The sequence below is a fragment of the Microbacterium dauci genome (assembly GCF_030065535.1).
Classification (GTDB): Bacteria; Actinomycetota; Actinomycetes; order Actinomycetales; family Microbacteriaceae; genus Microbacterium; species Microbacterium dauci.
On sequence record NZ_JASJND010000001.1, the window covers coordinates 105735 to 129517 of the forward strand.

Below are 23783 nucleotides of genomic sequence, written 5' to 3' on the forward strand. Positions count from 1 at the left end.
GGCGGTCGATGCGCCGAGGTGGTTGCGCCGTCGCGGGCCGATGCGATACCGCGCGTACGCGGGCGGTGTGACAGCATCGAAGGATGCACTCGGGAGATGTCCTCGACCTCGACGTGACCGCCGTCGCACACGGCGGGGTGTTCGTCGCCCGCCACGAGCAGCGGGTCGTCTTCGTCCCCGACGCGATCCCCGGCGAACGCGTCCGAGTGAGGCTCACCGACACCCGCAAAGCGTCGTTCTGGCGCGGCGAGGTGCTCGAGGTGCTCGACGCGTCGCCGCACCGTCGCCCGCACGTCTGGGCACCGGCCGACGTCACGACGGCGCCGGAGCACCGCCCCGGCGGCGCCGACTTCGGGCACATCTCTCTCGAGCACCAGCGCGAGTTGAAGGCCGACGTCGTCCGCGACGCGCTGCGCCGGTTCGCCGGATCGGATGCCACGGTGACGATCTCCGACGCCGGCGCCGACGAGACCGCCGACGGGACCGGCTGGCGCACCCGGCTCGGCCTTCACGTTGACGAGTCCGGCCGCATCGGTCCCTATGCCGCACGCAGCCATCGCGTGGTCGAGGTCGACACGCACCCGCTCGCGACCGCCGAGATCGTGGCGGCCGCGACGGCGAGCCGCGCCGTGGCGCCCGGTCGCCTCGACTTCGCGCAGGCTGCGGACGGCCGGGTCCGTGTGATCGCCCGCCCCGAACGCATCGCCCGTGGCGGGAAGCCCGCCCGTGCCGCGAAGCCCGACCGTGCCGCGAAGCCCGACCCCGTGGCATCCGAGGTGCTCATCGAGCGCGCCGGCGGCCGGGAGTTCCGGGTCGACGCGGGCGGGTTCTGGCAGGTGCACCGGCTCGCCGCGGCGACGCTCCACGACGAGGTCGCGGCCGCCGTCGCCGGTGCGGTCGACCCCGATGCCGAGCACCTCGACCTGTACGGCGGGGTCGGCCTGCTCGCCGCCGCCGTCGCAGCGTCTGGTGGACCCGCCACGCGGATCACGACGGTCGAGTCCGATCCGCGCGCGACCGAACACGCCGGGGAGAACCTCGCCGACCTGCTCGCGGCCCGCGCCGAGATCGGTCGTGTCGACCGCTGGCTGCGGGCCCTCGACGAGCGTGCGTCCGCGGCTCAGCGCGCCCGCTTGCGCGAGGGCGTCGTGGTGCTCGATCCGCCGCGCGCCGGGGCGGGGCGTGACGTCGTGGCATCCGTCGCCGCACTCGCACCGCGACGCATCGTCTACGTCGCCTGCGACCCGGTCGCACTCGCACGTGACCTGGGGATCTTCGCCGAGCTGGGGTACTCGACGCCGGCGGTGCGAGCGTTCGACCTCTTCCCGCACTCGCACCACGTCGAGGCGATCGCGGTCCTCTCGCCGACGGACGTCGCTGAGTAGTCTGTCGGCATGACACGGGTGGCGCTGATCGACGACCACGAGTCGGTCCGGCTCGGGCTCGAAGCGGCCTGCACACGCAGCGGCGGCATGACGGTCGTGTTCTCGGGCGAGACCGTCTCGGCGTATCTCGATTGGCGTGCGTTCGCGAACGCAGCGCCCGCAGATGTCGTCGTCCTCGACCTCACACTCGGCGACGGCGCGACCGTGACCGAGAACGTGACGAGACTCGTCGCGGACGGATCGCCCGTCATCATCCACAGCGTCGCCGACCGCCCCGGAGCGGTGCGCGAGGCCCTCGTCTCGGGTGCCGCCGGCGTCGTGAGCAAGGCATCCCGCACCGGCGAGGTGGTCGATGCGATCGCCACGGTCGCGCGCGGCGACAGTCTCGACAACGTCGAGTGGGCTTCGGCGATCGACGGTGACCGCGACTTCGCAGACGCGCAACTGTCCGCCCGCGAGCGCGATGTGCTCCGGCTCTACGCCGCGGGGCTGCCGCTGAAGGCCGTCGCCGACCGGCTCGGCATCGCGTACTCGACCGCCAAAGAGAACATCACCCGCGTGCGGGTCAAGTACGTCGGGGTGGGGCGCTCAGCCTCGACCAAGATCGACCTGCTGCGACGCGCGATGGAGGACGGCCTCGTCGCCGAGGGTGGACGAAGTGTCCGCTGAGCTTCCGGCCGGTCCGCTCGCCGTCGCCGACGCGACGTTCTTCACCCGGGGGCGGATCGAGCGGATCCTCGGGCTCGTCATCGGCATCGGCTGCGCCGTCCTCGGCGTGCAGGCCTTCCTCAACGCACTGACCTCTCACCAGGAGGCGCCGCTGTGGCGGATCGTCCTCATGCTCGTGACGTTCTCGCCACTCGCGCTCATGGTGGTCGCGGGGATCTCCGGCATCCTCATGCGGGTCTTCTCGGGACTGTTCGCGCTCGTGTTCCCGCTCGTGCTCGTCGCGTGGCCGATCGCCACCGCCGGGCGAGGCGAGTTCGCCGACGGTGAGCCGTGGATCTGGTACCTCATCAACGTCGCCACCGTCGCCACGGCGCTCGCCTTCCCGCTCACGGTGCAGTACATCTGGGCGGGTGGCGTGCCGCTCCTGTACGGCGTCGTCCGGGTGCTCCAGCTCGGCGGCGGGACGGAGGTGATCGTCGAGACCGCGCGCCAGGTCGTCTTCGCGATCATCCTGGCCGTCGTCATGAACCTCGTGGGCTTCATCCTGCGACGCCTGGCGGCCGATCTCGACCACGCTCGGGCCGACGCGGTGCAGTCCTATGCGGTCGCGGCATCCGCCGACGCGGTCGAACAGGAGCGAGTGACGGTCGCCGCGCTCATGCACGACAGCGTGCTGGCCGCGCTCATCGCAGCAGAACGCGCGCGGTCGCCGCGCGAGGAGGATCTCGCCGTGGCCATGGCACGCGAGGCGCTCACCCGTCTCGCGAACGCGGACCGCGATGCGGAGGAGGGGCCCGACGACCCCGTCGAGCCGTCGTTCATCGTCGATGGCCTCGTCGCCGCTGCACATGAGCACGGCGTCGACCTGCCGGTCACCTCCCCGCGCACCGACGGATCGGGTCCGCTGCCGGGGCGCGTCGCGAGGGCGCTCGTCCTCGCGGGTGCGCAGGCGGTCGTGAACGCGATCGAACATGCGGATGCCGCGGGCCTGCGGGCAGAGGTGATCGTCGACCAGCGTCGGGTCCTCGTCCGGATCACCGATGACGGCGCGGGGTTCGACGCCGCGACGGTCGGCGAGGACCGGCTCGGGATCCGCGGCTCGATCGTTGCGCGGATCGCCGCGGTCGGGGGCCACGCGCGGGTGCGGAGTTCGCCGGACGGCACCGTCGTCGAACTGCGATGGGAGCGGAACCGATGAACGGTCGCGTGCACGCGGGACTCACGATCGTCGCGGTCGTGTTCACCGGCTACCTCGTCGTGGGCGGACTGGTGTGGACGGCTCCGGTCACCTTGCCCGTCGTCCATCTCGCAGCGATCGGGCTGTACCTCGCGACGACGTGGCTCTGCATCTTCTGGGGGTCGACCCGTCGGGGCGCGGAAGCGGACGACGTCCTGCACCATGGCCCGGCGCTCCCGGCTTGGCTGTGCATCCTCGCGCTGGCGACCGCGGTCATCGTGCCGTCGGCGACCTGGTACGCCGTCGACATCGGCGCGCGCCTCGAACCCTTCGCCACGTGGAGCCTCGGCGGCATCGGCGCACTCATGGCGATCGTCGTCGTCCGCCGGCGCGTGCTGGTCGCGTGGGCCGGCGTCGCAGCGCTGTCGGTCGCAGCCATCGCGTGGATCGGTGTTGTCGACGCGCTCACGTTCGGCGTCGTCGGCTCGGTCGTCTGGGTGGTGACGGCGCAGCTCCTGACCGCACTCGTCGACCGCGCGGGCAACGACACCGCGGAGTTGACGGCCATCCAGCGGCGCTCGTCGGAGTGGCTCGCATCGCAGGGTGGTCGTCGTCGCGAGCGAAGGGTGCGCGTGCGGCACGCGCTGTCGGTCGCAGGTCCCGTCCTCATCCGCACCATCGAGACGGGCGGACGCCTCAGCGACGACGAACGCGAGCAGGCTCGTCTGGCGGAAGGCGCGCTCCGCGACGAGCTCCGCGGCCCGCGACTGCTCGATGAGTCGGTGCGGGCGCGACTGCACGAAGCGCGCTCACGGGGGAGCGTCGTGACCGTGCTCGACGAGGGCGGGCTCGAGGGCGTCGGCGACGCGACGCTCGAGCGCATCCGCGAGGATCTCGCCCGAGCGTTGGAAGGCGCCGACTCGGACCGGATCTACATCCGCACGTCGCCGCACGACCGCATCGCGGTGACCGTCGTTGGGCGCTCGCGTGCAACATCGGAGTCGGATGACGACGAGGTCGTCGACCTCTGGCATGAGATCTCGCACGCGGACGACGACGCATCCTGAGAAGGAGGAGGCGAGGGGCGGCGAAGCCGCCCGCCCCTCGCCATGCGAGCGGTTACCCGAAAACCGACCCGCAAGGTCGATCCACGCTCTGAGGGATGCGGATCGACCGAACGCAGAAGCGTTCCAGCACAACTAGTTTCGCTCGTCGGCGGGAACCTGTCTGTAGGTACTTTGGGGGACAACGGGTCCCTCGCCTTCGATCAGCCCGAGTACCGACCCCATCGGACGTCTCGCGGCAGCGGCGTGCGCAGACCCCGCGCCGACACCGTCCACGCCGAGGACGCGGGCTCCTCTGCGATCGCGGATGCCGCCTCCTGGACGTACGACTCCGTGACCACCGCGATCACCGCGGCCAGCTCCTCGGGCGTCGCGTGGCCACGCCGGACATCGACCCGCAGCGGGGTCGACTCGGCGGCATCCTCGGCGGTCACAGCGGGATGTTCCCGTGCTTCTTCGCCGGCAGGCTCGCGCGCTTGCCGCGGAGCGCACGCAGTGCCTTCGCGACCGCGACGCGCGTCTGCGCCGGCTCGATGATGCCGTCGAGCTCACCGCGTTCGGCGGCGAGGAACGGTGACGCGACGTTGTAGGTGTACTCGTTCGCGAGGCGGGTGCGGACTGCCGCGACATCCTCACCGGCCTCCTCGGCCCGCTTGATCTCGCCGCGGTAGAGGATGTTGACCGCGCCCTGGCCACCCATGACCGCGATCTCGGCGGTCGGCCAGGCGAGGTTGATGTCGGCGCCGAGCTGCTTCGAGCCCATCACGATGTACGCGCCGCCGTACGCCTTGCGGAGGATGACGGTGACGAGCGGGACGGTCGCTTCGGCGTAGGCGTAGAGGAGCTTCGCGCCGCGGCGGATCACACCGGTCCACTCCTGGTCGGTGCCCGGAAGGTACCCGGGCACGTCGACGAGGGTCAGGATCGGGATCGAGAACGCGTCGCAGAACCGGACGAAGCGGCTCGCCTTCTCGCCCGCGTCGATGTTGAGCGTGCCGGCCATCTGCGAGGGCTGGTTCGCGATGATGCCGACCGTGCGGCCCTCGATGCGGCCGAAGCCGATGACGATGTTCGGCGCGAACAGCGGCTGCACCTCGAGGAACTCGCCGTCATCGACGACGTGCGAGATGACCTCGTGGATGTCGTAGGGCTGGTTCGGCGAATCGGGGATGACCGTGTTGAGCGCGCGGTCGCTGTCGGTCGTCTCGAATTCGAAGACGTTCTCGTAACCGGGCGCGTCCGACATGTTGTTGTCGGGGAGGAACCCGATGAGGGTGCGCGCGTAGTCGATCGCGTCGTCTTCGTCCTCGGCCAGGTAGTGCGCCACACCCGAACGGGTGTTGTGCGTGTAGGCGCCACCGAGCTCCTCCATGCCGACGTCTTCGCCGGTGACGGTCTTGATGACGTCGGGGCCGGTGACGAACATCTGGCTCGTCTTGTCGACCATGATGACGAAGTCGGTGAGGGCGGGGGAGTAGACGGCGCCACCGGCGGCCGGCCCCATGATGAGCGAGATCTGCGGGATCACACCGGAGGCTGCGGTGTTCAGGCGGAAGATCTCACCGTACTTGCCGAGCGCGACGACGCCCTCCTGGATGCGGGCGCCACCGGAGTCGAGGATGCCGATGATCGGGATGCCGCCGCGCAGGGCGTGCTCCATGACCTTGATGATCTTCTCGCCCGCGACCTCGCCCAGCGAGCCGCCGAAGGTGGTGAAGTCCTGCGAGTACACGGCGACGGTGCGGCCGTGGATCGTGCCGACGCCGGTGACGACGGAGTCGCCGTACGGGCGCGAGCGGTCCATCCCGAACGCTGTCGTGCGGTGCCGCACGTATTCGTCGAGTTCGACGAACGAGCCCGGGTCGACCAGCAGCTCGATGCGCTGCCGTGCGGTCAGCTTGCCCTTCGCGCTCTGCTTGGCGCGCGCGGTCTCCTCGGCCGAGACGACGGCCTCCTGATAGCGCGCACGGAGATCGGCGATCTTGCCGGCGGTGGTGAAGGGGTCCGGCTGAGCCGGCTGGTCCTGCGAGTTCGGCTGGTCTGGCACGCATTCCACCCTAGCGAGCGGGCCGCCGCCGGCATTGGCGACATGCGACAACCGAGTCGGTGATTCGCTGTGGCATCCGTCAGCAGACGGTGAGAACCCCGGCCGAGCCGTCCGTCCCCGCGGCGCGTAGGGTGGCGGCATGTCGTTGCCCTCGGATGGATATCCCCTCGCCGCGGTCGTGAGCCCGCGTCTGCACGTGATCGAGTCGGTCGGCTCGACGAACGCGAAGCTGCTGCGCGATGCCGCAGACGATCCTGCCGGCCATCCGCACCTCGCAACGGTCCTCACGCGGGACCAGACCGCGGGGCGCGGCCGGCTCGACCGCACCTGGACCGCGCCCGCCGGATCGGCACTCGCCGTTTCGGTGCTTCTGCGCGTCGGCGCCGTCCCGATCGAGGCCCGCGGCTGGATCCCGCTCGCCGCCGGTGCGGCGATGGCCGCCGCCGTCCGGGCCCAACTGTCGGACACCGATGTCACGCTGAAGTGGCCCAACGACATCCTCGTCGCGGGCCTCAAGATCAGCGGCATCCTCGCCGAAGTCCTGCCCTCCGATCCGCAGGCGGTCGTCGTGGGCGCCGGTGTGAACACGGCGATGACCGCAGCCGATCTGCCGGTCCCGACCGCGACCTCGTTCGCGGCCCGCGGCGTCGTGGCCGACGAAGACCGGCTGCTCGCCGACTACCTCACGGGGCTCCGCGACGCGGTCGCCGACATCGCGGTCGGCGGTGACGCCTTCGATCGGCTCCGCGAGCGGATCGGGGCGGAGTGCTCGACGGTGGGCGCCGACGTGCGCGTGAGTCTGCCCGACGGGACCGACCTCGACGGCCGCGTCGCCCGGCTGGACGAGGACGGTCGACTCGTGATCGAGACGCTGCTCGGCGAGCAGACGGTCGCCGCGGGCGACGTCGTGCACGTGCGCTGATTCCGGGCGCGCCGCACCGTCCCGTGCCGCACGGTGCCGCCATGATGAAGGGGTGACCCAGCCGACCGCCTACTCCGGACGACCGCGGACCCCCGCGCCCGGGACGGCGGCGTCGCCGGAGATGACCATCGCCCGGCTGCGGTCACACGCGCGACGGATGTGCTGGCCGGCGCTCGTCGTCATCGCTGCCGCGGGTGCCGTCGGCTTCTTCACCGGGAATCTGCCCGAGCCGTTCCAGGACTGGATGCTGTGGTCCGCCGCCGGGGTGGTGGTCGTCCTGCTCGCGGTGGTGCCCTATCTGCGATGGCTTTCGCGCACGTACACCATCACCACCAAGCGCGTCATCGCGCGGTCGGGGCTCTTCAGCCGTGACCGCACCGATCTCGCCCACTCCCGCGGCTACACGATCGGCGAGCGCCGCGGGCCGCTGCAGCGGCTGTGGGGGACGGGCACACTCACGCTCTCGAACGGCGTGGACACGCCGATCCGCCTCGTAGACATCGCGTCGGTGCGGCTCGTCCACGAGGCCCTCGCCGACCAGATCGAGGTCGGCCAGATCCTCGCGCACCGCGACTCGCACGGCGTCCCCCTCGTACGCGGCCGCGGCTGACCGGGCACCGTCGCTCCGTCGCGTGCGCGAAGATGGAGTCGACGGAAGGAACGAGATGGCACTGCAGGTCGGAATCGTCGGCGGCGGACAGTTGGCGCGCATGATGATCGCCCCCGCGGTCGAACTCGGCGTCGACGTGCGGGTCCTCGCGGAAGCGGACGGCATGTCGGCCGGGCTCGCGGCGACGGCGGTCGGGGACTACCGCGATCTCGACACCGTCCTCGCCTTCGCGAAAGACGTCGACGTCATCACGTTCGACCACGAGCACGTCCCCCAAGACGTCCTCCGCGGCCTCGTCGACGCGGGCGTCGCCGTCCACCCCGGCCCCGACGCGCTCTTCTACGCCCAGGACAAGCTGCGCATGCGCGCGAAGCTCGCCGAGCTCGGGATGCCGCAGCCCGACTGGGCGGCCGTCGCCGATGTCACCGCGCTCGACGCGTTCATCGCGGACCACGGCGGCCGTGCGGTCGTGAAGACACCGCGTGGCGGCTACGACGGCAAGGGCGTGCGCGTCGTGTCGGCGGCATCCGAGGCGTCGGACTGGTTCGCCGCACTCGAACCGAGCGGAGAACTGCTCGTCGAGGAGCTCGTCGATTTCACCCGCGAACTCGCGCAGCAGGTCGCGCGACGACCCTCGGGCGACTTCGTCGTGTATCCGGTCGTCGAGACCGTGCAGAAGGGTGGTGTCTGCGCCGAGGCGATCGCCCCTGCGCCGCATGCCGCCGGTCGCCTCGCGGACGTCGCGGCCGACATCGGGGAGGCCATCGCCGTCGGGCTCGGTGTCACCGGCATGCTCGCGGTCGAACTCTTCGAGACCACCGACGAGCGGCTCCTCGTCAACGAGCTCGCCATGCGCCCGCACAACAGCGGGCACTGGAGCCAGGACGGCGCCGTCACCGGTCAGTTCGAGCAGCACATCCGTGCCGTGCTCGACCTGCCGCTCGGCGACACCGCGCTGCGCGCACCGTGGGCCGTGATGGTGAACATCCTCGGCGGCCCGGTGTCGGACTCGCTCGCGGACCGGATGCCTGCTGCGCTGGAGGCCCATCCGGGCGCGAAGGTGCACACGTACGGCAAGGACCCGCGACCTGGTCGCAAGGTCGGTCACGTCAACGTCGCAGGCGATGACCTGGATGCCGTCTGCTACGAAGCGCGTGCTGCAGCCGCGTTCTTCACGGATTGATCCCGTGCCGTTCCGCTGCCTTCCAGGCTGCGCGGCCTAGCCTGGTCGAGTGAACCGTCCGCTGCACTCGTCCGACACGCCGCTCATCGGCGTGGTCATGGGATCCGACTCCGACTGGCGCGTCATGAGTGACGCCTCGCAGGTGCTCTCGGACTTCGCCGTCCCGCACGAGGTCGAGGTCGTCTCGGCGCACCGCACCCCCGACAAGCTGCTGCGGTACGGACGCGAGGCGCGTGCGCGCGGGCTGCGGGCGATCATTGCCGGCGCCGGTGGTGCCGCCCACCTTCCGGGGATGCTCGCGTCGGTGACGACGCTGCCCGTGATCGGTGTGCCGGTGCAGCTCGCGACGCTCGACGGCATGGACTCGCTCCTGTCCATCGTGCAGATGCCGGCGGGCATCCCGGTGGCGACCGTGTCGATCAACGGCGCGAGGAACGCGGGCCTGCTCGCCGCCCGGCTCCTCGGCGCGACGGACCCTACCCTCGCCAGCGCGCTCGCCGACTACGCCGCCGACCTCGAGCAGCAGGTCGAGGCCAAGAACCGTCGGCTGAAGGACTCGCTGTGAGGCGCCGACCGTGAGCGTCGCCAGTCCGCCGCGGCCTCGATCCGCGGCATCCGGTCGGGTGCTCGAAGAACGACCGATCCGCAATCCCGACGTCTCTTCCGAGAAGGTGATGTCGCGCCGCGCCTGGTGGCTGGTCGCCTCGAACTTCCTCTTCCCGGGCACCGCGCAGGTGCTGGCAGGCAATCGACTGCTCGGCCGCACGGGCATCGTCGCAACGCTCGTCATGTGGGCGCTCGTCGTGCTCGCGGTGCTGACCGCCTTCCTCTGGCGGACCGTGCTCACGATGGTGCTGGCCTCGTGGTGGTCCCTCACCGTCGTGCAGGTCCTGCTGTGGGTGTACGCCGCGCTATGGCTCGTCCTGACGATCGACACGCTACGGCTCATCCGGCTCGCCCGCGTTCCCGGGCGCACCCGCGCCGCAGTCGCGATCGTCGCGATGGTGCTCGCACTCGTCCCGGCCTCGACCGCCGTCTACGCCGCGCAGTCCGTGGTCGCGCCACTGCGTTCGGGGCTGTCGATCTTCGCCGCGGGCCCGAGCGTCCCTCCCTCGGACGGGTACTACAACTTCTTGCTGCTGGGCGCCGACAGCGGAGAAGGCCGCGACTCGATGCGGTTCGACAGCATCTCGGTGGTGTCAGTCAACGCCGACAGCGGTGCGGTCACGATCTTCGGCATCCCGCGCGACCTCCGCCACGCCCCCTTCTCAGAGGGGCCGATGCAGGAGCTCTACCCGGACGGGTTCCAGGGACACACCTCGAGCGCCTGCGGCTGGAGCTCGGGCATCAACCAGCTCATGAACGCCGTCGAGACCTGCCGTGACGACCGCGGCGCGAGCCTGTACCCCGACGCGGTGTCCCAGAACTCCAGCCCCGCCGTGGAAGCGACGAAGGATGCCGCGGAGGCGATCCTCGGCATCGAGATCCCGTACCACGTGTTCATCGACATGCACGGGTTCGCCGATCTCGTCGACGCGCTCGGGGGTGTCGAGATCACCGTGCAGGACCGGCTGCCGGAAGGCGGCGGACCCTCGTACAGTGGGCAGCCCGCGGAGGACTGGGCGATCGGCTGGATCGAAGAGGGCACCCAGCGGATGGACGGCGACACCGCGCAGTGGTACGCCCGGTCCCGCTACACCACGAGCGACTGGGACCGGATGCGGCGCCAGCGCGAACTGCAGACCGCGATCCTCGCGCAGGCGACACCCGCGACCGTGCTCGCGCGGTTCAACGACATCGTGGCCGCCGGGCAGAACCTCGTGCAGACCGACATCCCGAACTCACTGCTGCCGTTCCTCGTCGACCTCGCAGTCAAGGCAAAGGAACAGGAGGTCCAAGACCTCGAGCTGACGCCGAAGGGCGCCGACATCGATCCCGAGGACCCGACGTCCGAGGACTGGGAACGCATCCATGCGATGGTGGACGACCTGCTCCACCCGCCGACCCCGACCCCTGCGCCATGACGACCACGCTCCGGGTGGTCCTCGACCAGCCCACGCCGACCGGTGACGAGGACGTCCGGGCCGCTTCCCGCGACCTCGCCGCCGCACTGGTGGCGACCGCGCCGAGCGGTTGCGACGTGCGCGGGATCGTGCCGAGCGACGCCGACCAGCTCGAGAAGACGCTCGCACTCGCCGGGGTCGACCGGCTCCCGTTCCCCGCCGCGCCCGTCGCTGAGCTCTGGCGCCGCGGATTCCGCGTCGTCGCCGGCGCAGGGTTGATCCACTCGCCGTCCCTCGCCGCGCCGCTCATGCGGCACGATCGCGTTCACGATCACGACCAGACCGTCGTCACGATGTGGGACTCGCGCGCATGGGACGCGCCGGACGAGCTCCCCCGAGCGGCGGTCGCGTGGTCGAGGGCGATGCTGCGCCGCGCCGCACGACACGCGGACGCCGTCGTCGTCCCCACGCACGCGCTCGCACAGCGGGTCGCCGAGATCGCCCCGCTCGGCGACCGCATCCGCGTGATCGCAGGTGCCGCCGCGACCGGTCTTCGCGTGCCGTCCGACGAGATCGGTCGGCGGCGAGCGCAGGGCCTCCCCGAGGGGTACATCCTCGTCGCCGGCTCCAGTGCGGCATCCGCCGGCCTCCACGCGGCCTTCACCGCGATCGCGCGGAACGGACGGGACACCGCGGTCGTCGTGCTCGACGCGCCTGCGGGTGACGAGCCCGCCATCGCCGACATCGCCGCCGCGGCTGGCATCCCCGAGCGGCGCCTGCACGTCCGCGGCGCGCTCGAACCCGTCGACCGTGCCGCCGTGTACGCCGGTGCGGTCGCGTTCCTGGCTGCCGCAAGGGGACGCGGCTTCCCGTGGCGCGTGCTCGACGCGCTCGAGGTGGGCGTCCCGATCGTCGCGACGAGCACCGACGTGCATCGGGAGGTGCTGCTGGACGGTGCAGCCTTCGCCGACCCCGACGACGACGGCGCGCTCACCGACGCGCTGGCGCAGACGCTCGCCTCGACGGCGACGGTCGAACGACTCGCCGTCCTCGCCGCCGACCGCGGACGCGCGTTCGGGTGGCGGGGCGCCGCGGAGCGGGTCTGGCAGCTCCACGCGGAACTGTGAGGACGACGCGCGGCGGCGTGTCGACCGTCCGATCGCGCTGCTCGGCTGGTAACCGAAGACGACTTCAGTAACACTGTTCACATGCGCCACACTCCGACCGCCCGTCGAGCACGCCTCGACCGGCCTTCGGCGATGGCGCTCGTCGTCGTCCTCGCCGCCGCCATCCTCTCCGCGTTCCTCCCGACTGCGACCGCACAGGCAGCCGAGCTGCCCGCCAACCTCAAAGACGGCGGGATGATCATCAGCGACGCCGAGTTCTTCGACGAACAGTCGATGACGGTCGCGCAGGTGCAGGCGTTCCTCGAGAAGCGGGTCCCCACGTGCCGGGCGACCACCGGGCCGGATTGCCTGCGGAACTTCACCGGGTCGATCGAGGCGAAGTCCGCGGACTCGTACTGCGGGGCCATCAAGGCCTACAAGAACGTCTCCGCCGCGACCATCATCGTCGCGGTCAGCCGTGCGTGCGGGATCAACCCGAAAGTCGTGCTGGTCATGCTCCAGAAAGAGCAGGGTCTCGTCACCGCGACGCGGCCCAGCGACTGGAGCTACCGAGCCGCGATGGGGATGAACTGCCCCGACACCGCGCCCTGCGATGCGGCATCCGCCGGGTTCGTGAACCAGGTGTACCTGGGCGTGCGGCAGCAGCAGGTGTACGCGAAGAACCCGACGCGTTACAACTATCGCGCCGGGCAGGTCAATACGATCCAGTGGCATCCGGATGCCACCTGCGGCACGTCGAAGGTGTACATCGAGAACCAGGCGACGGCGAACCTCTACATCTACACGCCGTACCGGCCGAACGTCGCGGCGCTCGCCGCGGGCTACGCCGAGGGCGACGCCTGCTCCACCTACGGCAACCGCAACTTCTACAACTATTACGTGCAGTGGTTCGAGCCGGATGCCTCCGAGAACACCAGTGGCGCGCCCGCGAAGGTCGCAGCCTGCACCGTCCCGGCATCCGCCGATGTCGTCAGTCGGAAGGCGACCTACGCGGTCAAGACGTCGTCCGCGACCGTCCGCACCGCACCCACCCTCGTCTGCGGTGAGACCTCGTCGCTCAGCAAGGGCGCGAAGGTCGCCGTGACCGGCATCTACGGTGCGTGGGCCCGCGCGACCGTCTCGGGCAAGACCCGGTGGGTCCTCACGTCCTCGCTCGACATCCCCGACCCCTCCTGTGTGGTCCCGCCGGCGAGCCAGATCACCGCCGCGTCGGGCACCGTCACGGTGCGGAGCGACTCTCTCAACGCGCGGAAGGCGCCGACGACGGCGTGCTCCTCCGGTCGCATCACCCTCGATCGCGATGACAAGCCCACGCGCACCGGCATCTACGGGGCATGGTGGCGCATCACCCACGGCGGCGAGACGTATTGGATCCACAGCGACTACGCGACGGTCAGCGGCGGCACGGCATCATGCACGACGGCGCCGAGCAGCACCGCCGCGAACGGCACCTATCGGGTCGCGTCGGCGCGGGCGTACGGGCGTACCGGCCCGTCGAGCCTCTGCACGGCAGGGGCGAAGACGTTGACGGCGGGTACCGTTCTCGTCGCATCGGCCGCGTCGACCGACGGCATGTGGCTCCGGGTGACCGACGGCGCGACGACGATGTGGGTCGCGAAGGCGTCGCTCGCTCCCGCCGCTGCCGACGCCGCGTGCGTGCAGCCGACCGCGGTCACTGCCATCAGCGGCGCCTACCGCGTCACGTCTTCGCGCGCATACGGGCGAGCGGCGCCGACGTCGCTGTGTTCGGTCGGCGCGAAGGTCTTCACCACGGGCGACACGCTGAGCGTCACAGCGAAGACGAACGACGGCACGTGGTTGCGTGTGAAGGACGGGTCGGCCACGCGGTGGGTCGCGGCCGCATCGATGGCGCCGGTGCCGGATGCATGCGCGCAGCCGGGAAGCGTGGCGGACCTGTCCGGCACGTTCCGGGTGTCCTCGACACGCGCATACGCGCGGACCGCGCCGTCCTCGGAGTGTTCGACGGGCGTGAAGACGCTCTCGCGCGGGGCGACCGTGGCCGCCACTGCGCAGACGACCGACGGCGTGTGGGTGCGCATCACCGACGGCGCCGCGACCCGGTGGGTCGCGCGGGCGTCGCTCACGGCGGTGCCGACCGACGTGTGCGCCGCCCCGTCCAAGACGACGAGCGTCAGCAAGACCTATCAGGTGACGTCCGCGCGCGCCTACGGCCGCACCGGCCCCTCGGGGGAGTGCTCGACCGGCGTCAAGACGCTCTCGCGAGGCACGGTGCTCGTCGCCTCGGCCGCCACGTCCGACGGTGCGTGGTTGCGCGTGAACGACGGCGTCGCCGCGAGGTGGGTCGCCGCAGCATCCGTGAGGGCAGTCGCGTCGGGCTCGGCGTGCGCGCAGCCGACCTCCGTGAAGAACCTCGACAAGACCTATCGGGTGACCTCCGCGCGGGCATACGGCCGCCTCGCCCCGTCGGCCTCGTGCGGCGCCGCGGTCAAGACCCTCACGAAGGGGACGGCGCTCACGGCCACCGCTGTGACGGGCGACGGCCGATGGCTCCGGGTCACCAGCGCATCCGGATCGATGTGGGTCGCCGCGGCCTCGGTCGATTGACGGGGGCGCGCAGCGTTGGCGCACACGCCGCGTGCGCACTCCCCGGTCGCCCAGGCGGCGCGCTGTAGGATCTGGTGTGGCCGCTACAGCCACCGCTTACTCGAAGGCTTCTGTACGACGTGACCACACCCATCGACCGCGCGCAGTTCGACGTGCCCGGAACCAGTCGCGGACTCCTCGACGTCTTCCGCTGGCGCTATCTCCTCCACCTCCTCGTGCGCACGGGCGTCACGACCAGATACCGCAACTCGGTGCTCGGGTGGACGTGGTCGTACGTCCGTCCCGGCGCGCAGTTCCTGGTGTTCTGGCTCGTCATGGGTGTCTTCCTCCAACTGGAGCGGGGGATTCCGAACTACGCGATCTACCTCTTCTCGGGGATCGTGTGCATCAACCTCTTCAACGAGGCGTTCAAGAACTCGACGACATCGATCGTCGGCAACGCCGCCCTCGTCCGCAAGGTGTATCTGCCCCGGCAGCTCTTCGCGGTGTCGTCGGTGGTCGTCGCACTCGTGCACTTCCTCCCGCAGCTCGTCCTCCTGCTCATCGTCTGCGTGTTCCTCGGCTGGATCGTCAACATCACGATCTGGAGCGTGCTCGCCGTCCTCGCCGGCATCGTGATCCTGATGCTGGTCGCATTCGGGGCCGGACTCTTCTTCGGTGCGATCAACGTCCGATTCCGGGACTCCGAGAACATCGTCGAGCTGCTCCTCATGCTGGTGACCTGGGCTTCGCCGGTCCTGTACTCCTGGACCATGGTCCAGTCGGCGTTCGCCGGCGCTCCCTGGGTGACGCAGCTCTATCTCCTGAACCCGATCACACAGGCGGTCGAGTTGTTCCACTTCGCGTTCTGGGCGCCGGTGACCGGTTCGCAGATCGCCGCGCTCGGGCTCACCCCGCCGCCGGATCTCCTGCTCGGCACGTGCTGGGCACTGCTCATCGCCTGCGCGATGATCGTCATCGGGCAGATGGTGTTCCGCCGCCTCGAGGGAAAGTTTGCGCAGGACCTATGAGCGACCAGACCGCGGCAACGCCGCAGCCGAGCATCATCGTCGATGGTGTGCGCAAGACGTTCCTGCTCAACCACGCGCACTCCTTCAAGGACACGGTGGTCAGCTGGATCCGTCGCCGCAAGGTGACCACCGAGTTCCACGCGCTCCGCGGGCTCGACGTCGTGATCAACGAGGGCGATTCGGTCGCGTTGCTCGGGTACAATGGCTCGGGGAAATCGACCTTGCTGAAGCTGCTGTCGGGCGTCATGCGACCGGATGCCGGTGAAGTGCTGACGCGCGGCCGGGTGGCGGGTCTCATCGAGGTGGGGGCCGGCTTCCATCCGGAGCTGTCCGGGCGGGAGAACGTCTACCTCAATGCCGCGATCCTCGGGATGCAGCGCGACGAGATCGAGGCGCTATACGACGAGATCGTGGCATTCAGCGAGATCGAGGAGTTCATCGACCAGGAGGTGAAGCACTACTCGTCCGGCATGTTCATGCGGCTGGCGTTCTCGGTGGCCATCCACGTCGACGTCGACATCCTGCTCGTCGACGAGATCCTCTCGGTGGGTGACGCCCCGTTCCGGGCGAAGTGCCGCGCCAAGTTCGACGAGCTCATCGCGGCGGGGAAGACCCTCGTGATCGTCAGCCACGACATGGAGATGGTGCGCGAGCTGTGCACGCGCGGCGTGGTGATCCGCAAGGGCGAGCTTCGCTACGACGGTGGGATCGAAGAGGCCATCGCTGCGATGAACGAAGCGGCCTGATTCCGCGCGACACCCGCCGAGCATCGTGCGCGCCGTCGCGCGTCCTCTGGGGTGCTGCCCCCTTTCGACGTACGCTCAGGGGGCGCGGCTAGAATATGCGGCGGCGGAGCTGTCGGTGGCCGAGCGGTGCTGGCCAGTCGGCCCGCCCCAGACGAAGTGAAGGATCCCCATCCATGCGCCTGTTCGTGCAGATTCCGTGCCTCAACGAGGAGCAGACTCTCCCTCTCGTGCTCGCCACGATTCCGAAGGAGATCCCGGGCGTCGATGAGATCCACATCCTCGTGGTGGACGACGGATCGAGCGACCGCACGGTGGAGGTCGCCCGCGAGCTGGGCGTCGAGCACTTCGTGTTCCACACGCGCAACATGGGGCTCGCGCGTTCGTTCCGTGACGGCGTGGACTACGCGATGCAGCACGGGGCCGACATCGTCGTGAACACCGACGGAGACAACCAGTACCCGCAGGAGCGCATCGCCGATCTCGTGCAACCGATCCTCCGAGGCGAGGCCGACATCGTCATCGGTGATCGTCAGACCAAGACGATCGAGCACTTCTCGCCGTTCAAGAAGGTCATGCAGGGGTTCGGGAGCTCGGTCGTCAACTTCGCGGCCGAGACGAACCTCCCCGACGCAGCCAGCGGGTTCCGCGCGTACTCCCGCGAGTCGCTCATCCGACTCAACGTGGTCACGCAGTTCAGCTACTGCATGGAGACGATCATCCAGGCGGGCAACAAGCGGCTGCGCATCGAGAGCGTGCAGATCAGCACCAACCCGAAGACGCGCGAGTCGCGCCTGTTCAAGAACATCTTCCAGCACATGGGTCGGTCCGGGCAGGCCATCATGCGCAGCTACATCATGTTCAAGCCGCACGTCGTGTTCCTCACGCTCGCGCTCCTCTTCTTCATCGGTGCGGCCATCCCGTTCGGACGGTTCCTCATCCTGACCTGGATGGGTGTCGCCGGTGATCACATCCAGTCACTCATCTTCGGCAGCGCGATGCTCGTCGGCGCACTCCTGAGCGTCGCCCTCACCGTGATCTCGGACATGCTGCGCACGAACCGGACCCTGCTCGAGGACTCGCTCGAGCGGATCAAGCTGATGCAGTACGCGCCCGAGCGGGTGTTCGACCCGAACGCGCCGGTGCTCGCTGACGCGGCACGGCACCCGTCGCTTCCCGTGAGCGTCGACGCCGTCATCGCGCATCACCCGACCGCGGACGCGGACCAGGTGACGGCTCGGGCCTGACCCGCCCGGCATCCGCTCGCCTCACCCATCGAAAGGGACCATTCTCCGTGTCCACGATCGCCCTCCTTGAGATGCCGCAAAGCCTGCGCCGTCGCGCCGAGAACCTGCTCAACGACGCCGGGCCCGAGCGCTGGTGGCGCTGGGCCGCGTGGATCACCGTCATCATCTGCATCGCGCTGCACGCGATCGTCTCGATCACGGCGATCGCTCCGCGCACGCCGTGGGACGAGAACGGCATCCTCCAGATGGGCCGCATCATCCTGGGCGAGCAGGTGGCGACGATGTCGTTGAGCGGGTACTACCCGGGCACCTCGTTCCTCGTTGCGCCGATCTGGGCCCTGACCCACGATCCGGAGCTCGTGTACCGGCTGGCGAACATCCTCGTCAACATCGTGGCGATCACCACGATCATCCCGCTCGCACTCATCGCCAAGAAGGTCGGGCTGACCACAGCGAAGGCGGTCACCGTCGCCGCGATCACGATGATGCTGCCGAGCCGGGTCGTGCTCGCCGACTACGTCCTCTCGGAGCAGTTGCTCTCCGCATTCGTGGTGTGGGCGGCCTACGCGGCGTTCGCCGTCTGGCAGCGCCCGACGATCCTGAACGGCGTGCTCTTCTCGGTCTTCGCGGTCGGCGCCTACCTCTCGCACGCCCGGGCGCTGCCGTTCCTCGTCGTGGCCGGCGTCTGGATGCTCCTGTTCGTCCGTCGTCGGTGGCAGGTGTCGGTCGTCGCTCTGCCGCTGATCGTCCTCGGCGCGATCGGCGTCCGAACGGTGGCGTCGGCGATCAACTCGCAACTCATCCCGTGGGGCTTCCGCCAGGACACGGGCTTCCTCGGCAAGCTCACCTCCGCCCCTCCCGGTGACCTCCTCCGCATCCTCTTCAACCAGACCTGGGTGCAGCTCGTCGGCACGTCGGGACTCATCGCCATCGGTGCCGTCGTGGTGATCGTGTGGGTGCTCCGCGACCTGCGCTCATGGCAGGTCGGTCCCGCCGGCTTCGTCGCCGCCGTCGCCTTCGCGGCCGTCGCCGTGTCGATGGTCGCGTGGGGCGGGTCCAAGATGCTTGCCGAGGACCACCGATTCGACGTCTGGGTGTACAGCCGGTACATCGACCCCTTCGTGGTCGTCGTCGTGCTGTTGGCACTCGTCGCGATCGTGCGCGGTGTCAGTCTGCCCGTCATCGCCACCGCCGCCGGCGCGAGCGTCGCGGTCATCCTCCCCGTGCTGTTCTGGGTGGCGCCGTGGGTTCCCACGTGGGGAACCACCGACGGGCCGGCGAACGCAGCGGCTGTCTTGCAGTGGGAGCAATTCTGGCCGGACGAGCCCTTCGCGCGGCCGATGGTGCCGTCCCTCACGAACGAGAACCAGTTCTGGTTGATCGCATCGATCTACCTCATCGCGATGTTCGTCATCATGGCACTCCTGCGTCGACGCCCGCGGCTCTTCACGATCGTGGCGTTGGGGATCTCGATCGTGATCGCCCTCGCCGCCAACCCCAGCCAGACCCGCGACTACCCGGACGGCCTCACCGCCGCGCTGGAGACCGTCGAAGAAGGTGGCGAGCAGCAGGCCGTCGACTTCTACCAGTCGCGCTGTGACCGCTCGGTCGGCATCCATCAGGCGCGGAACTGGGTGGGCTACTGGTTCGCGCCGCGAGAGGTCACGGTCGTCTCCGACCCCGCGGAGTTCGATGCGGACGTCGTGGTGGCGTGCGGAGACTTCGGGACGGATGCCGCTCCCGGTGCACTCGCGGTCGAGGGACCGACGGACTACGGCAGCTTCCGCATCTGGGTCCTCCCTGGTGAGCTGCAGGACGACCTGCTCGAGCGTGGCGTCCTGACGGAGTCGGCCCCGAACTGAGCGGATGCCGCGTGAGCGGCATCCGGCCGTGACGACACCCGAGCGTCGGGCCGCCGGATCGGCGGCACCTCCGCGAACGCGGGTGCTCCGTCGCGCGTCAGGACCTGCCAGCGGCGCCGAGGGCGGCGTCCAGCTGGTCCTGCACCTCGGCGATGACCCATTCGGTCGCCGTGAGCGTCAGATGCCCGTAGTCGAACTGCATCGGTGTTCCGTCGGGCGCGCGGAGCACACACTCGACGTCATCGCCGCACAGGAGGTCGATCACGTCGATATACGTCTCCGCGCCCGCAGACTCGGCGATGGTGCGTGCCTGCGCGTTGACCTCGTCGCGTTGGTGCACGCGGAGGGTCTCGAAGTCGAAGCTCGAGTCGAACTGGACGCTGCGGGCGAGGAGGAGGGGAAGATCACCGTCGTATTCGACGGTGGGGCCCATCACGATCGTGCGAATGCCCTGTGCGGTCAATGTCTCGATCGAGCGTTCGACGGCGGGGAGCGTGTCGGGATTCCAGCGACCGGCGAGGACGACGACATCGATACCGCCGCCCGGCAGGAGCTCGTCCCACACCCAATCCCGCAATTCGAGACACTCGTCCTCGCCGCCGCCGGTCTGCAGACCGAAGCAGCCGGACGCAGTGGCCTGCATCACGTGGGCGTCGGGGTAGGCGAGATCGAGCCCACGCCACCACATCGCACCGTGGGAGTCGCCGATGACGAGCACGTTCTCGGCATCCGGGTCCGGCGTCGCGCACACGTCTTTGTCGTAGGTGTCGAAGGCGCCGGTCTCCTTGCCGCTGAAGAAGCACGTTCCGCGACGGAACTGCTCACGGTAGTCGGCGGTGTCGGCGTATTCCGCGGTCTCGGCGATCTCCTGGACGGCGGCCGGCACGGGGATCGGGCTGAAGTGGTAGCGCGTCCACAGCCCGCCCACAGTCGCGCACACCACGATGACCGCGGTGGCCGGGATCAGCACGCGGCGCGCCGACAGGTCCCGGATGCGCCTGGTGCGGAAGGGGCGTTCGATCCACGCAGTCGAGGCGGCTGCGAGGAGGAAGGATGCCGCGAAGAGACCGACCATCTCGAGCGGGTCGATCGCGTTGCCCGTCATCGTCCGCCAGAACACGATGACCGGCCAGTGCCACAGGTAGAGGCTGTAGCTGATCGTGCCGATGTAGATGAACGGTCTGAACTCCAGGACGCGCCCGACCCACGTCCCGCGCGCCCAGCCGATGAGCAGCACGGCGCCGAGCACCGGCGCGATCGCGACGGCGCCGGGGAACGGCATGGACTTGTCGATCAGAAAGACCGAACCGACCACGAGGACGAGGCCGACCGCTGCGATCCACGGGCTGGACGATGTTCGTCCTCGCCGCAATTGCCACACGGCGAGGAGCGCGCCGGCGCCGAGTTCCCATGCCCGGGTGGGGAGGAGGTAGAACGCGGTGCCGGGCTCGTGCGCCGTGACCACGATGCTCGCGGCGAGCGACAGCGCGATGATCGCGGCGAGCACTGCGAGCACGTGCCGCCGCATCCATCGCGCGACGAGGAAGAGCAGCAACGGGAAGAGCAGGTAGAACTGCTCTTCGACAGCGAGCGACCAGGTGTGGAGGAGTGGTTGGCTGCTGGGGTCGGCCGCGAAGTAGTCCTCGTTCTGCCAGAAGTAGAAATTGGAGACGAAGAGCGTCGCCGCGAGGACCTGCGAACCGAGTGCTGCCTGCGCCGCCGGCGATTGCACGAAGGCTGACATGACGACGACGGCAGCGAAGACCACGACCAGCGCAGGCAGGATGCGCAACGCCCGGCGCTGGTAGAACACCCAGATCGAGAATCGACGCGGATCGCCCGGTTCGGTGTCCATCTCGCGCCACAGGATCCCCGTGATCAAGTAGCCGCTGATCACGAAGAACGTGTCGACACCGACGAAGCCGCCGGGGATCCACTGCGCCCCGAGGTGGAACAGGACGACCGGGAGGACGGCGAACGCCCGCAGGCCGTCGACGTGGGGGAGGTACTTCGTCCCGGCGCTCATGAACCCGTTCGCCGCATCCACAGGGCGCGCATGGCGGGTGTGGTCTTCAGTGCGAGACGCAGTGCCCACCGCACGGGAGCCGAGAGCCGCGACCGGGAAACGCGCGCGAGCGCTCGAAGGATTCGGCGCCGGACTGGGCTGGTCACGTGGGAGGTGATGGTCGCGGCATCCGTTCCACGATCGTAGGCGCACAGCCGGATGCAGCGTTCCGCCAGGATCAGCTGCACGCCGCCATCTGCCACCGGGATGACGGCGCTGACACCGCCTTCGCGCACGCTGGCGAGCGCGGCCTGGACGGCGTCTTCGTTCGGCAGCTTCTGCAGGTGGCGTGCCAGGCGCAGGAACTGCGCCTGCTCGAGGACCTTGTTCGCGTTGTACGTCACGCCGTCGCTCTGCACGTGGCGGTCGTAGAGGACCTCCGGCACCGTCGCGAAGCCGCCGAGCCGGTGAAGGCGGAAGCCGAGGTCGGTGAGCTGGGCCACCTTGAACTCGGTGCGGTACCCGCCGGCCGCGTCGTACGCGGATCGGCGCATCATCATCTCACCGTGCGAGAACGTCGTGACTCCGCCCTTCGCGGCCGCGGCATCGGGGCGGACCGTCTCGACGGCGCCGCTCTCATCGTCGATGTTCCGGTACCAGCATCCGACGGCGACGACATCGCGCTGCGCGTCGAGCAGGGCGGCCTGCCGCGCGATGCGGTCGGGCAGCGATGCGTCACCGGAGCCCTGGACGGCGATGTATTCCCCGGTGCTGGCCTCGATCGCATCGCGCATAGTGCGGACGAACCCCTTGTTCGGCTCGTTGCGGATGATGCGCAGGCGAGGGTCCTGCCACTCGGCGGCGAGCTCGGCAAGGCGCTCGCTGGTGTCGTCGCTCGAGCAGTCGTCGACGACGAGCAACTCGAGGTCGGCGTACCCCTGCTGGAGGATCGACTCGATCGTGCGGCGGAGCACCGGCGCGCGATTGTAGAAGGCGGTGATCACCGAGACCTTCGGCATGGTCATCCCTTCGTGAGATCGAGCGACGGCCACCGCTCGTCGGCGACGACGTGGGCGGGGCGCAGCACGCCGTCGGTGCCCACATGCCGCACTTCGCAGTCCATCGTGAAACCGGTCGCTGCGAGCACCTTGTTGCGTGCCGTCGCCACCAACCGGAGGACGTCGTCATCGGTCGCTCCGCCGTTGTTGACGATGAAGTTCGCGTGCTTGGGCGAGATCTGGGCGCCGCCCTCTGCGAGGCCTTTGAGCCCGACGGACTCGATCGCGTGCCCGGGAGGACCGACGATCTCGTACATGGCGGGGTCGGACAAGAAGACGGATCCGCCGTTGGGCAGGTCGAGCGGGAACTTCGCGGCACGGGACGCGATGATCTCGTCGATCTCTGCGATGAGGCTCTCGGGATCGCCCGGTTCCAGTTCCAATTCGGCGTCGAGGATCACGACGTCGGTGCCCTGCAGTCGGGAGTGCCGGTACGAGAACCCGAGTTCCTGCGCACCGAGGCGCTGCAGCCCGCCGTCGGCGTCGGCGACGAGCACGCTGCGGACGTGGGTGCCGATGCCCTTGCGCTGGCTGCCGCCGTTCATGAGGACGAGGCCACCGATCGTCCCGGGCACGCCGCCTGCGTGGGCGATGCCACCGAGTCCTGCATCGGCGAGGCTCCGGACGAGCTCAGGCACCCTGGCGCCGGCCTGTGCGTAGACGCGGCTCCCCTCGATGCGCACCTCGGACAGCTTCGAGCCGATCCGCAGCAGCACGCCGTGGAATCCCCGCGAATCGAAGAAGAGGTTGGTGGTCTCACCGATCACGAGGAGCGGCTCCGGGCGCTGAGACATGAGCCGGAGCACGTCGGCGACCTGTTCGGCGGTGTCCGGCTCGACGAAGACATCCGCCGGCCCTCCGATGCGCCACGCCGAGACGGTCGCCATGTCGACGCCGGTCCGCACGCCGCCGGGCGCGAGTTCCTCGAGCGCGGCGACGAGGTCAGGGGTGGTCAGTGGCACTACTGCTCCGTCGTATGCGACACCCTGCCGGGCGACATCCGGACCGTCCTCGTCATCCGAAGGAGCGCAAGCGATGGCGCATCGGTCAGGGGTGAGTGATTGGGCCGATAAGCTGGAAGACAT

At 69.6% G+C, this 23783-nt stretch carries 20 protein-coding genes; 15 read left to right on the top strand and 5 right to left on the bottom strand.

The window, feature by feature from the left end:
- Nucleotides 1–83 precede the first annotated feature (83 nt).
- Genes QNI14_RS00470 through QNI14_RS00485 form a run of 4 tightly spaced genes read left to right on the top strand, consistent with a single transcriptional unit; the run spans nt 84 to nt 4298 of the window.
- Nucleotides 84–1385: a class I SAM-dependent RNA methyltransferase gene (locus QNI14_RS00470; RefSeq protein WP_283714225.1), complete on the top strand. Its 1302-nt coding sequence runs from the start codon at nt 84–86 to the stop codon at nt 1383–1385.
- A gap of 9 nt (nt 1386–1394) precedes the next feature.
- Nucleotides 1395–2054 carry a response regulator transcription factor gene (locus QNI14_RS00475; RefSeq protein WP_283714226.1) on the top strand — a complete coding sequence of 220 codons (660 nt, stop codon included), beginning with the start codon at nt 1395–1397 and terminating at the stop codon, nt 2052–2054.
- Nucleotides 2044–3252 carry a sensor histidine kinase gene (locus tag QNI14_RS00480; protein WP_283714227.1) on the top strand — a complete coding sequence of 403 codons (1209 nt, stop codon included), beginning with the start codon at nt 2044–2046 and terminating at the stop codon, nt 3250–3252. Before QNI14_RS00475 ends, QNI14_RS00480 begins: the two co-directional genes overlap by 11 nt.
- Nucleotides 3249–4298 (top strand): hypothetical protein, encoded by a 1050-nt coding sequence (locus QNI14_RS00485; RefSeq protein WP_283714228.1) that lies wholly within the window; start codon nt 3249–3251, stop codon nt 4296–4298. Before QNI14_RS00480 ends, QNI14_RS00485 begins: the two co-directional genes overlap by 4 nt.
- 200 nt (nt 4299–4498) lie before the next feature.
- Here QNI14_RS00485 and QNI14_RS00490 read toward each other — a convergent pair whose 3' ends face one another.
- On the bottom strand, nt 4499–4729 hold the full coding sequence (locus QNI14_RS00490) for an acyl-CoA carboxylase subunit epsilon (protein WP_283714229.1): 231 nt from the start codon (nt 4727–4729) through the stop codon (nt 4499–4501).
- The gene (locus QNI14_RS00495) at nt 4726–6342 is read right to left on the bottom strand and encodes an acyl-CoA carboxylase subunit beta (protein WP_283714230.1); all 1617 of its coding nucleotides are present in this window, start codon (nt 6340–6342) and stop codon (nt 4726–4728) included. The genes QNI14_RS00490 and QNI14_RS00495 overlap by 4 nt, the downstream gene beginning before the upstream one ends.
- A gap of 139 nt (nt 6343–6481) precedes the next feature.
- Between QNI14_RS00495 and QNI14_RS00500 the strand changes: the two genes are divergently transcribed.
- The 11 genes from QNI14_RS00500 to QNI14_RS00550 all read left to right on the top strand — a co-directional run bounded on the left by QNI14_RS00500 (nt 6482) and on the right by QNI14_RS00550 (nt 19635).
- Complete coding sequence (locus tag QNI14_RS00500) at nt 6482–7264, top strand: biotin--[acetyl-CoA-carboxylase] ligase (protein ID WP_283714231.1); 783 nt, start codon at nt 6482–6484, stop codon at nt 7262–7264.
- 52 nt (nt 7265–7316) lie between these two features.
- Nucleotides 7317–7874, top strand: a complete 558-nt coding sequence (locus QNI14_RS00505) for a PH domain-containing protein (RefSeq protein ID WP_283714232.1) — start codon at nt 7317–7319, stop codon at nt 7872–7874.
- A 55-nt stretch (nt 7875–7929) separates the two neighbouring features.
- The gene (locus QNI14_RS00510; RefSeq protein WP_283714233.1) at nt 7930–9057 is read left to right on the top strand and encodes a 5-(carboxyamino)imidazole ribonucleotide synthase; all 1128 of its coding nucleotides are present in this window, start codon (nt 7930–7932) and stop codon (nt 9055–9057) included.
- Between the two features lie 97 nt (nt 9058–9154).
- Nucleotides 9155–9622 carry a 5-(carboxyamino)imidazole ribonucleotide mutase gene (gene purE, locus QNI14_RS00515; protein WP_283714844.1) on the top strand — a complete coding sequence of 156 codons (468 nt, stop codon included), beginning with the start codon at nt 9155–9157 and terminating at the stop codon, nt 9620–9622.
- 10 nt (nt 9623–9632) lie between these two features.
- Complete coding sequence (locus QNI14_RS00520) at nt 9633–11081, top strand: LCP family protein (protein ID WP_283714234.1); 1449 nt, start codon at nt 9633–9635, stop codon at nt 11079–11081.
- Nucleotides 11078–12187 (top strand): glycosyltransferase, encoded by a 1110-nt coding sequence (locus tag QNI14_RS00525; RefSeq protein WP_283714235.1) that lies wholly within the window; start codon nt 11078–11080, stop codon nt 12185–12187. The genes QNI14_RS00520 and QNI14_RS00525 overlap by 4 nt, the downstream gene beginning before the upstream one ends.
- 81 nt (nt 12188–12268) lie before the next feature.
- Nucleotides 12269–14773, top strand: coding sequence for an SH3 domain-containing protein (locus QNI14_RS00530; RefSeq protein WP_283714236.1), 2505 nt, complete (start codon nt 12269–12271; stop codon nt 14771–14773).
- 119 nt (nt 14774–14892) lie between these two features.
- Nucleotides 14893–15783 carry an ABC transporter permease gene (locus QNI14_RS00535; protein WP_347177820.1) on the top strand — a complete coding sequence of 297 codons (891 nt, stop codon included), beginning with the start codon at nt 14893–14895 and terminating at the stop codon, nt 15781–15783.
- A complete protein-coding gene (locus tag QNI14_RS00540) occupies nt 15780–16529 on the top strand; it encodes an ABC transporter ATP-binding protein (RefSeq protein ID WP_283714237.1) in 750 nt (249 codons plus the stop codon). Before QNI14_RS00535 ends, QNI14_RS00540 begins: the two co-directional genes overlap by 4 nt.
- A 173-nt stretch (nt 16530–16702) precedes the next feature.
- On the top strand, nt 16703–17773 hold the full coding sequence (locus QNI14_RS00545) for a glycosyltransferase family 2 protein (protein WP_283714238.1): 1071 nt from the start codon (nt 16703–16705) through the stop codon (nt 17771–17773).
- A gap of 47 nt (nt 17774–17820) precedes the next feature.
- Entirely contained in the window at nt 17821–19635 is a 1815-nt protein-coding gene (locus QNI14_RS00550) for a glycosyltransferase family protein (RefSeq protein WP_283714239.1), read from the top strand.
- A gap of 97 nt (nt 19636–19732) precedes the next feature.
- Here the strand turns inward: QNI14_RS00550 and QNI14_RS00555 are convergent, their stop codons facing one another.
- The 3 genes from QNI14_RS00555 to murB are packed head-to-tail and all read right to left on the bottom strand — an operon-like array spanning nt 19733 to nt 23660.
- On the bottom strand, nt 19733–21661 hold the full coding sequence (locus QNI14_RS00555; protein WP_283714240.1) for an acyltransferase family protein: 1929 nt from the start codon (nt 21659–21661) through the stop codon (nt 19733–19735).
- Nucleotides 21658–22665 (bottom strand): glycosyltransferase family 2 protein, encoded by a 1008-nt coding sequence (locus QNI14_RS00560; RefSeq protein ID WP_283714241.1) that lies wholly within the window; start codon nt 22663–22665, stop codon nt 21658–21660. Before QNI14_RS00560 ends, QNI14_RS00555 begins: the two co-directional genes overlap by 4 nt.
- Nucleotides 22662–23660, bottom strand: a complete 999-nt coding sequence (gene murB, locus QNI14_RS00565; RefSeq protein WP_283714242.1) for a UDP-N-acetylmuramate dehydrogenase — start codon at nt 23658–23660, stop codon at nt 22662–22664. The genes QNI14_RS00560 and murB overlap by 4 nt, the downstream gene beginning before the upstream one ends.
- Between the last annotated feature and the right edge of the window lie 123 nt (nt 23661–23783).

Excerpts from the sequence above, each read along its gene's own strand:
- QNI14_RS00540 (WP_283714237.1), top strand. The coding sequence starts at position 15,780 with ATGAGCGACCAGACCGCGGCAACGCCGCAGCCGAGCATCATCGTCGAT.
- QNI14_RS00500 (WP_283714231.1), top strand. The coding sequence starts at position 6,482 with ATGTCGTTGCCCTCGGATGGATATCCCCTCGCCGCGGTCGTGAGCCCG.
- QNI14_RS00560 (WP_283714241.1), bottom strand. The coding sequence starts at position 22,665 with ATGACCATGCCGAAGGTCTCGGTGATCACCGCCTTCTACAATCGCGCG.
- QNI14_RS00545 (WP_283714238.1), top strand. The coding sequence starts at position 16,703 with ATGCGCCTGTTCGTGCAGATTCCGTGCCTCAACGAGGAGCAGACTCTC.
- purE (WP_283714844.1), top strand. The coding sequence starts at position 9,155 with ATGGGATCCGACTCCGACTGGCGCGTCATGAGTGACGCCTCGCAGGTG.
- QNI14_RS00485 (WP_283714228.1), top strand. The coding sequence starts at position 3,249 with ATGAACGGTCGCGTGCACGCGGGACTCACGATCGTCGCGGTCGTGTTC.
- QNI14_RS00470 (WP_283714225.1), top strand. The coding sequence starts at position 84 with ATGCACTCGGGAGATGTCCTCGACCTCGACGTGACCGCCGTCGCACAC.
- QNI14_RS00525 (WP_283714235.1), top strand. The coding sequence starts at position 11,078 with ATGACGACCACGCTCCGGGTGGTCCTCGACCAGCCCACGCCGACCGGT.
- QNI14_RS00510 (WP_283714233.1), top strand. The coding sequence starts at position 7,930 with ATGGCACTGCAGGTCGGAATCGTCGGCGGCGGACAGTTGGCGCGCATG.
- QNI14_RS00530 (WP_283714236.1), top strand. The coding sequence starts at position 12,269 with ATGCGCCACACTCCGACCGCCCGTCGAGCACGCCTCGACCGGCCTTCG.
- QNI14_RS00555 (WP_283714240.1), bottom strand. The coding sequence starts at position 21,661 with ATGAGCGCCGGGACGAAGTACCTCCCCCACGTCGACGGCCTGCGGGCG.
- QNI14_RS00475 (WP_283714226.1), top strand. The coding sequence starts at position 1,395 with ATGACACGGGTGGCGCTGATCGACGACCACGAGTCGGTCCGGCTCGGG.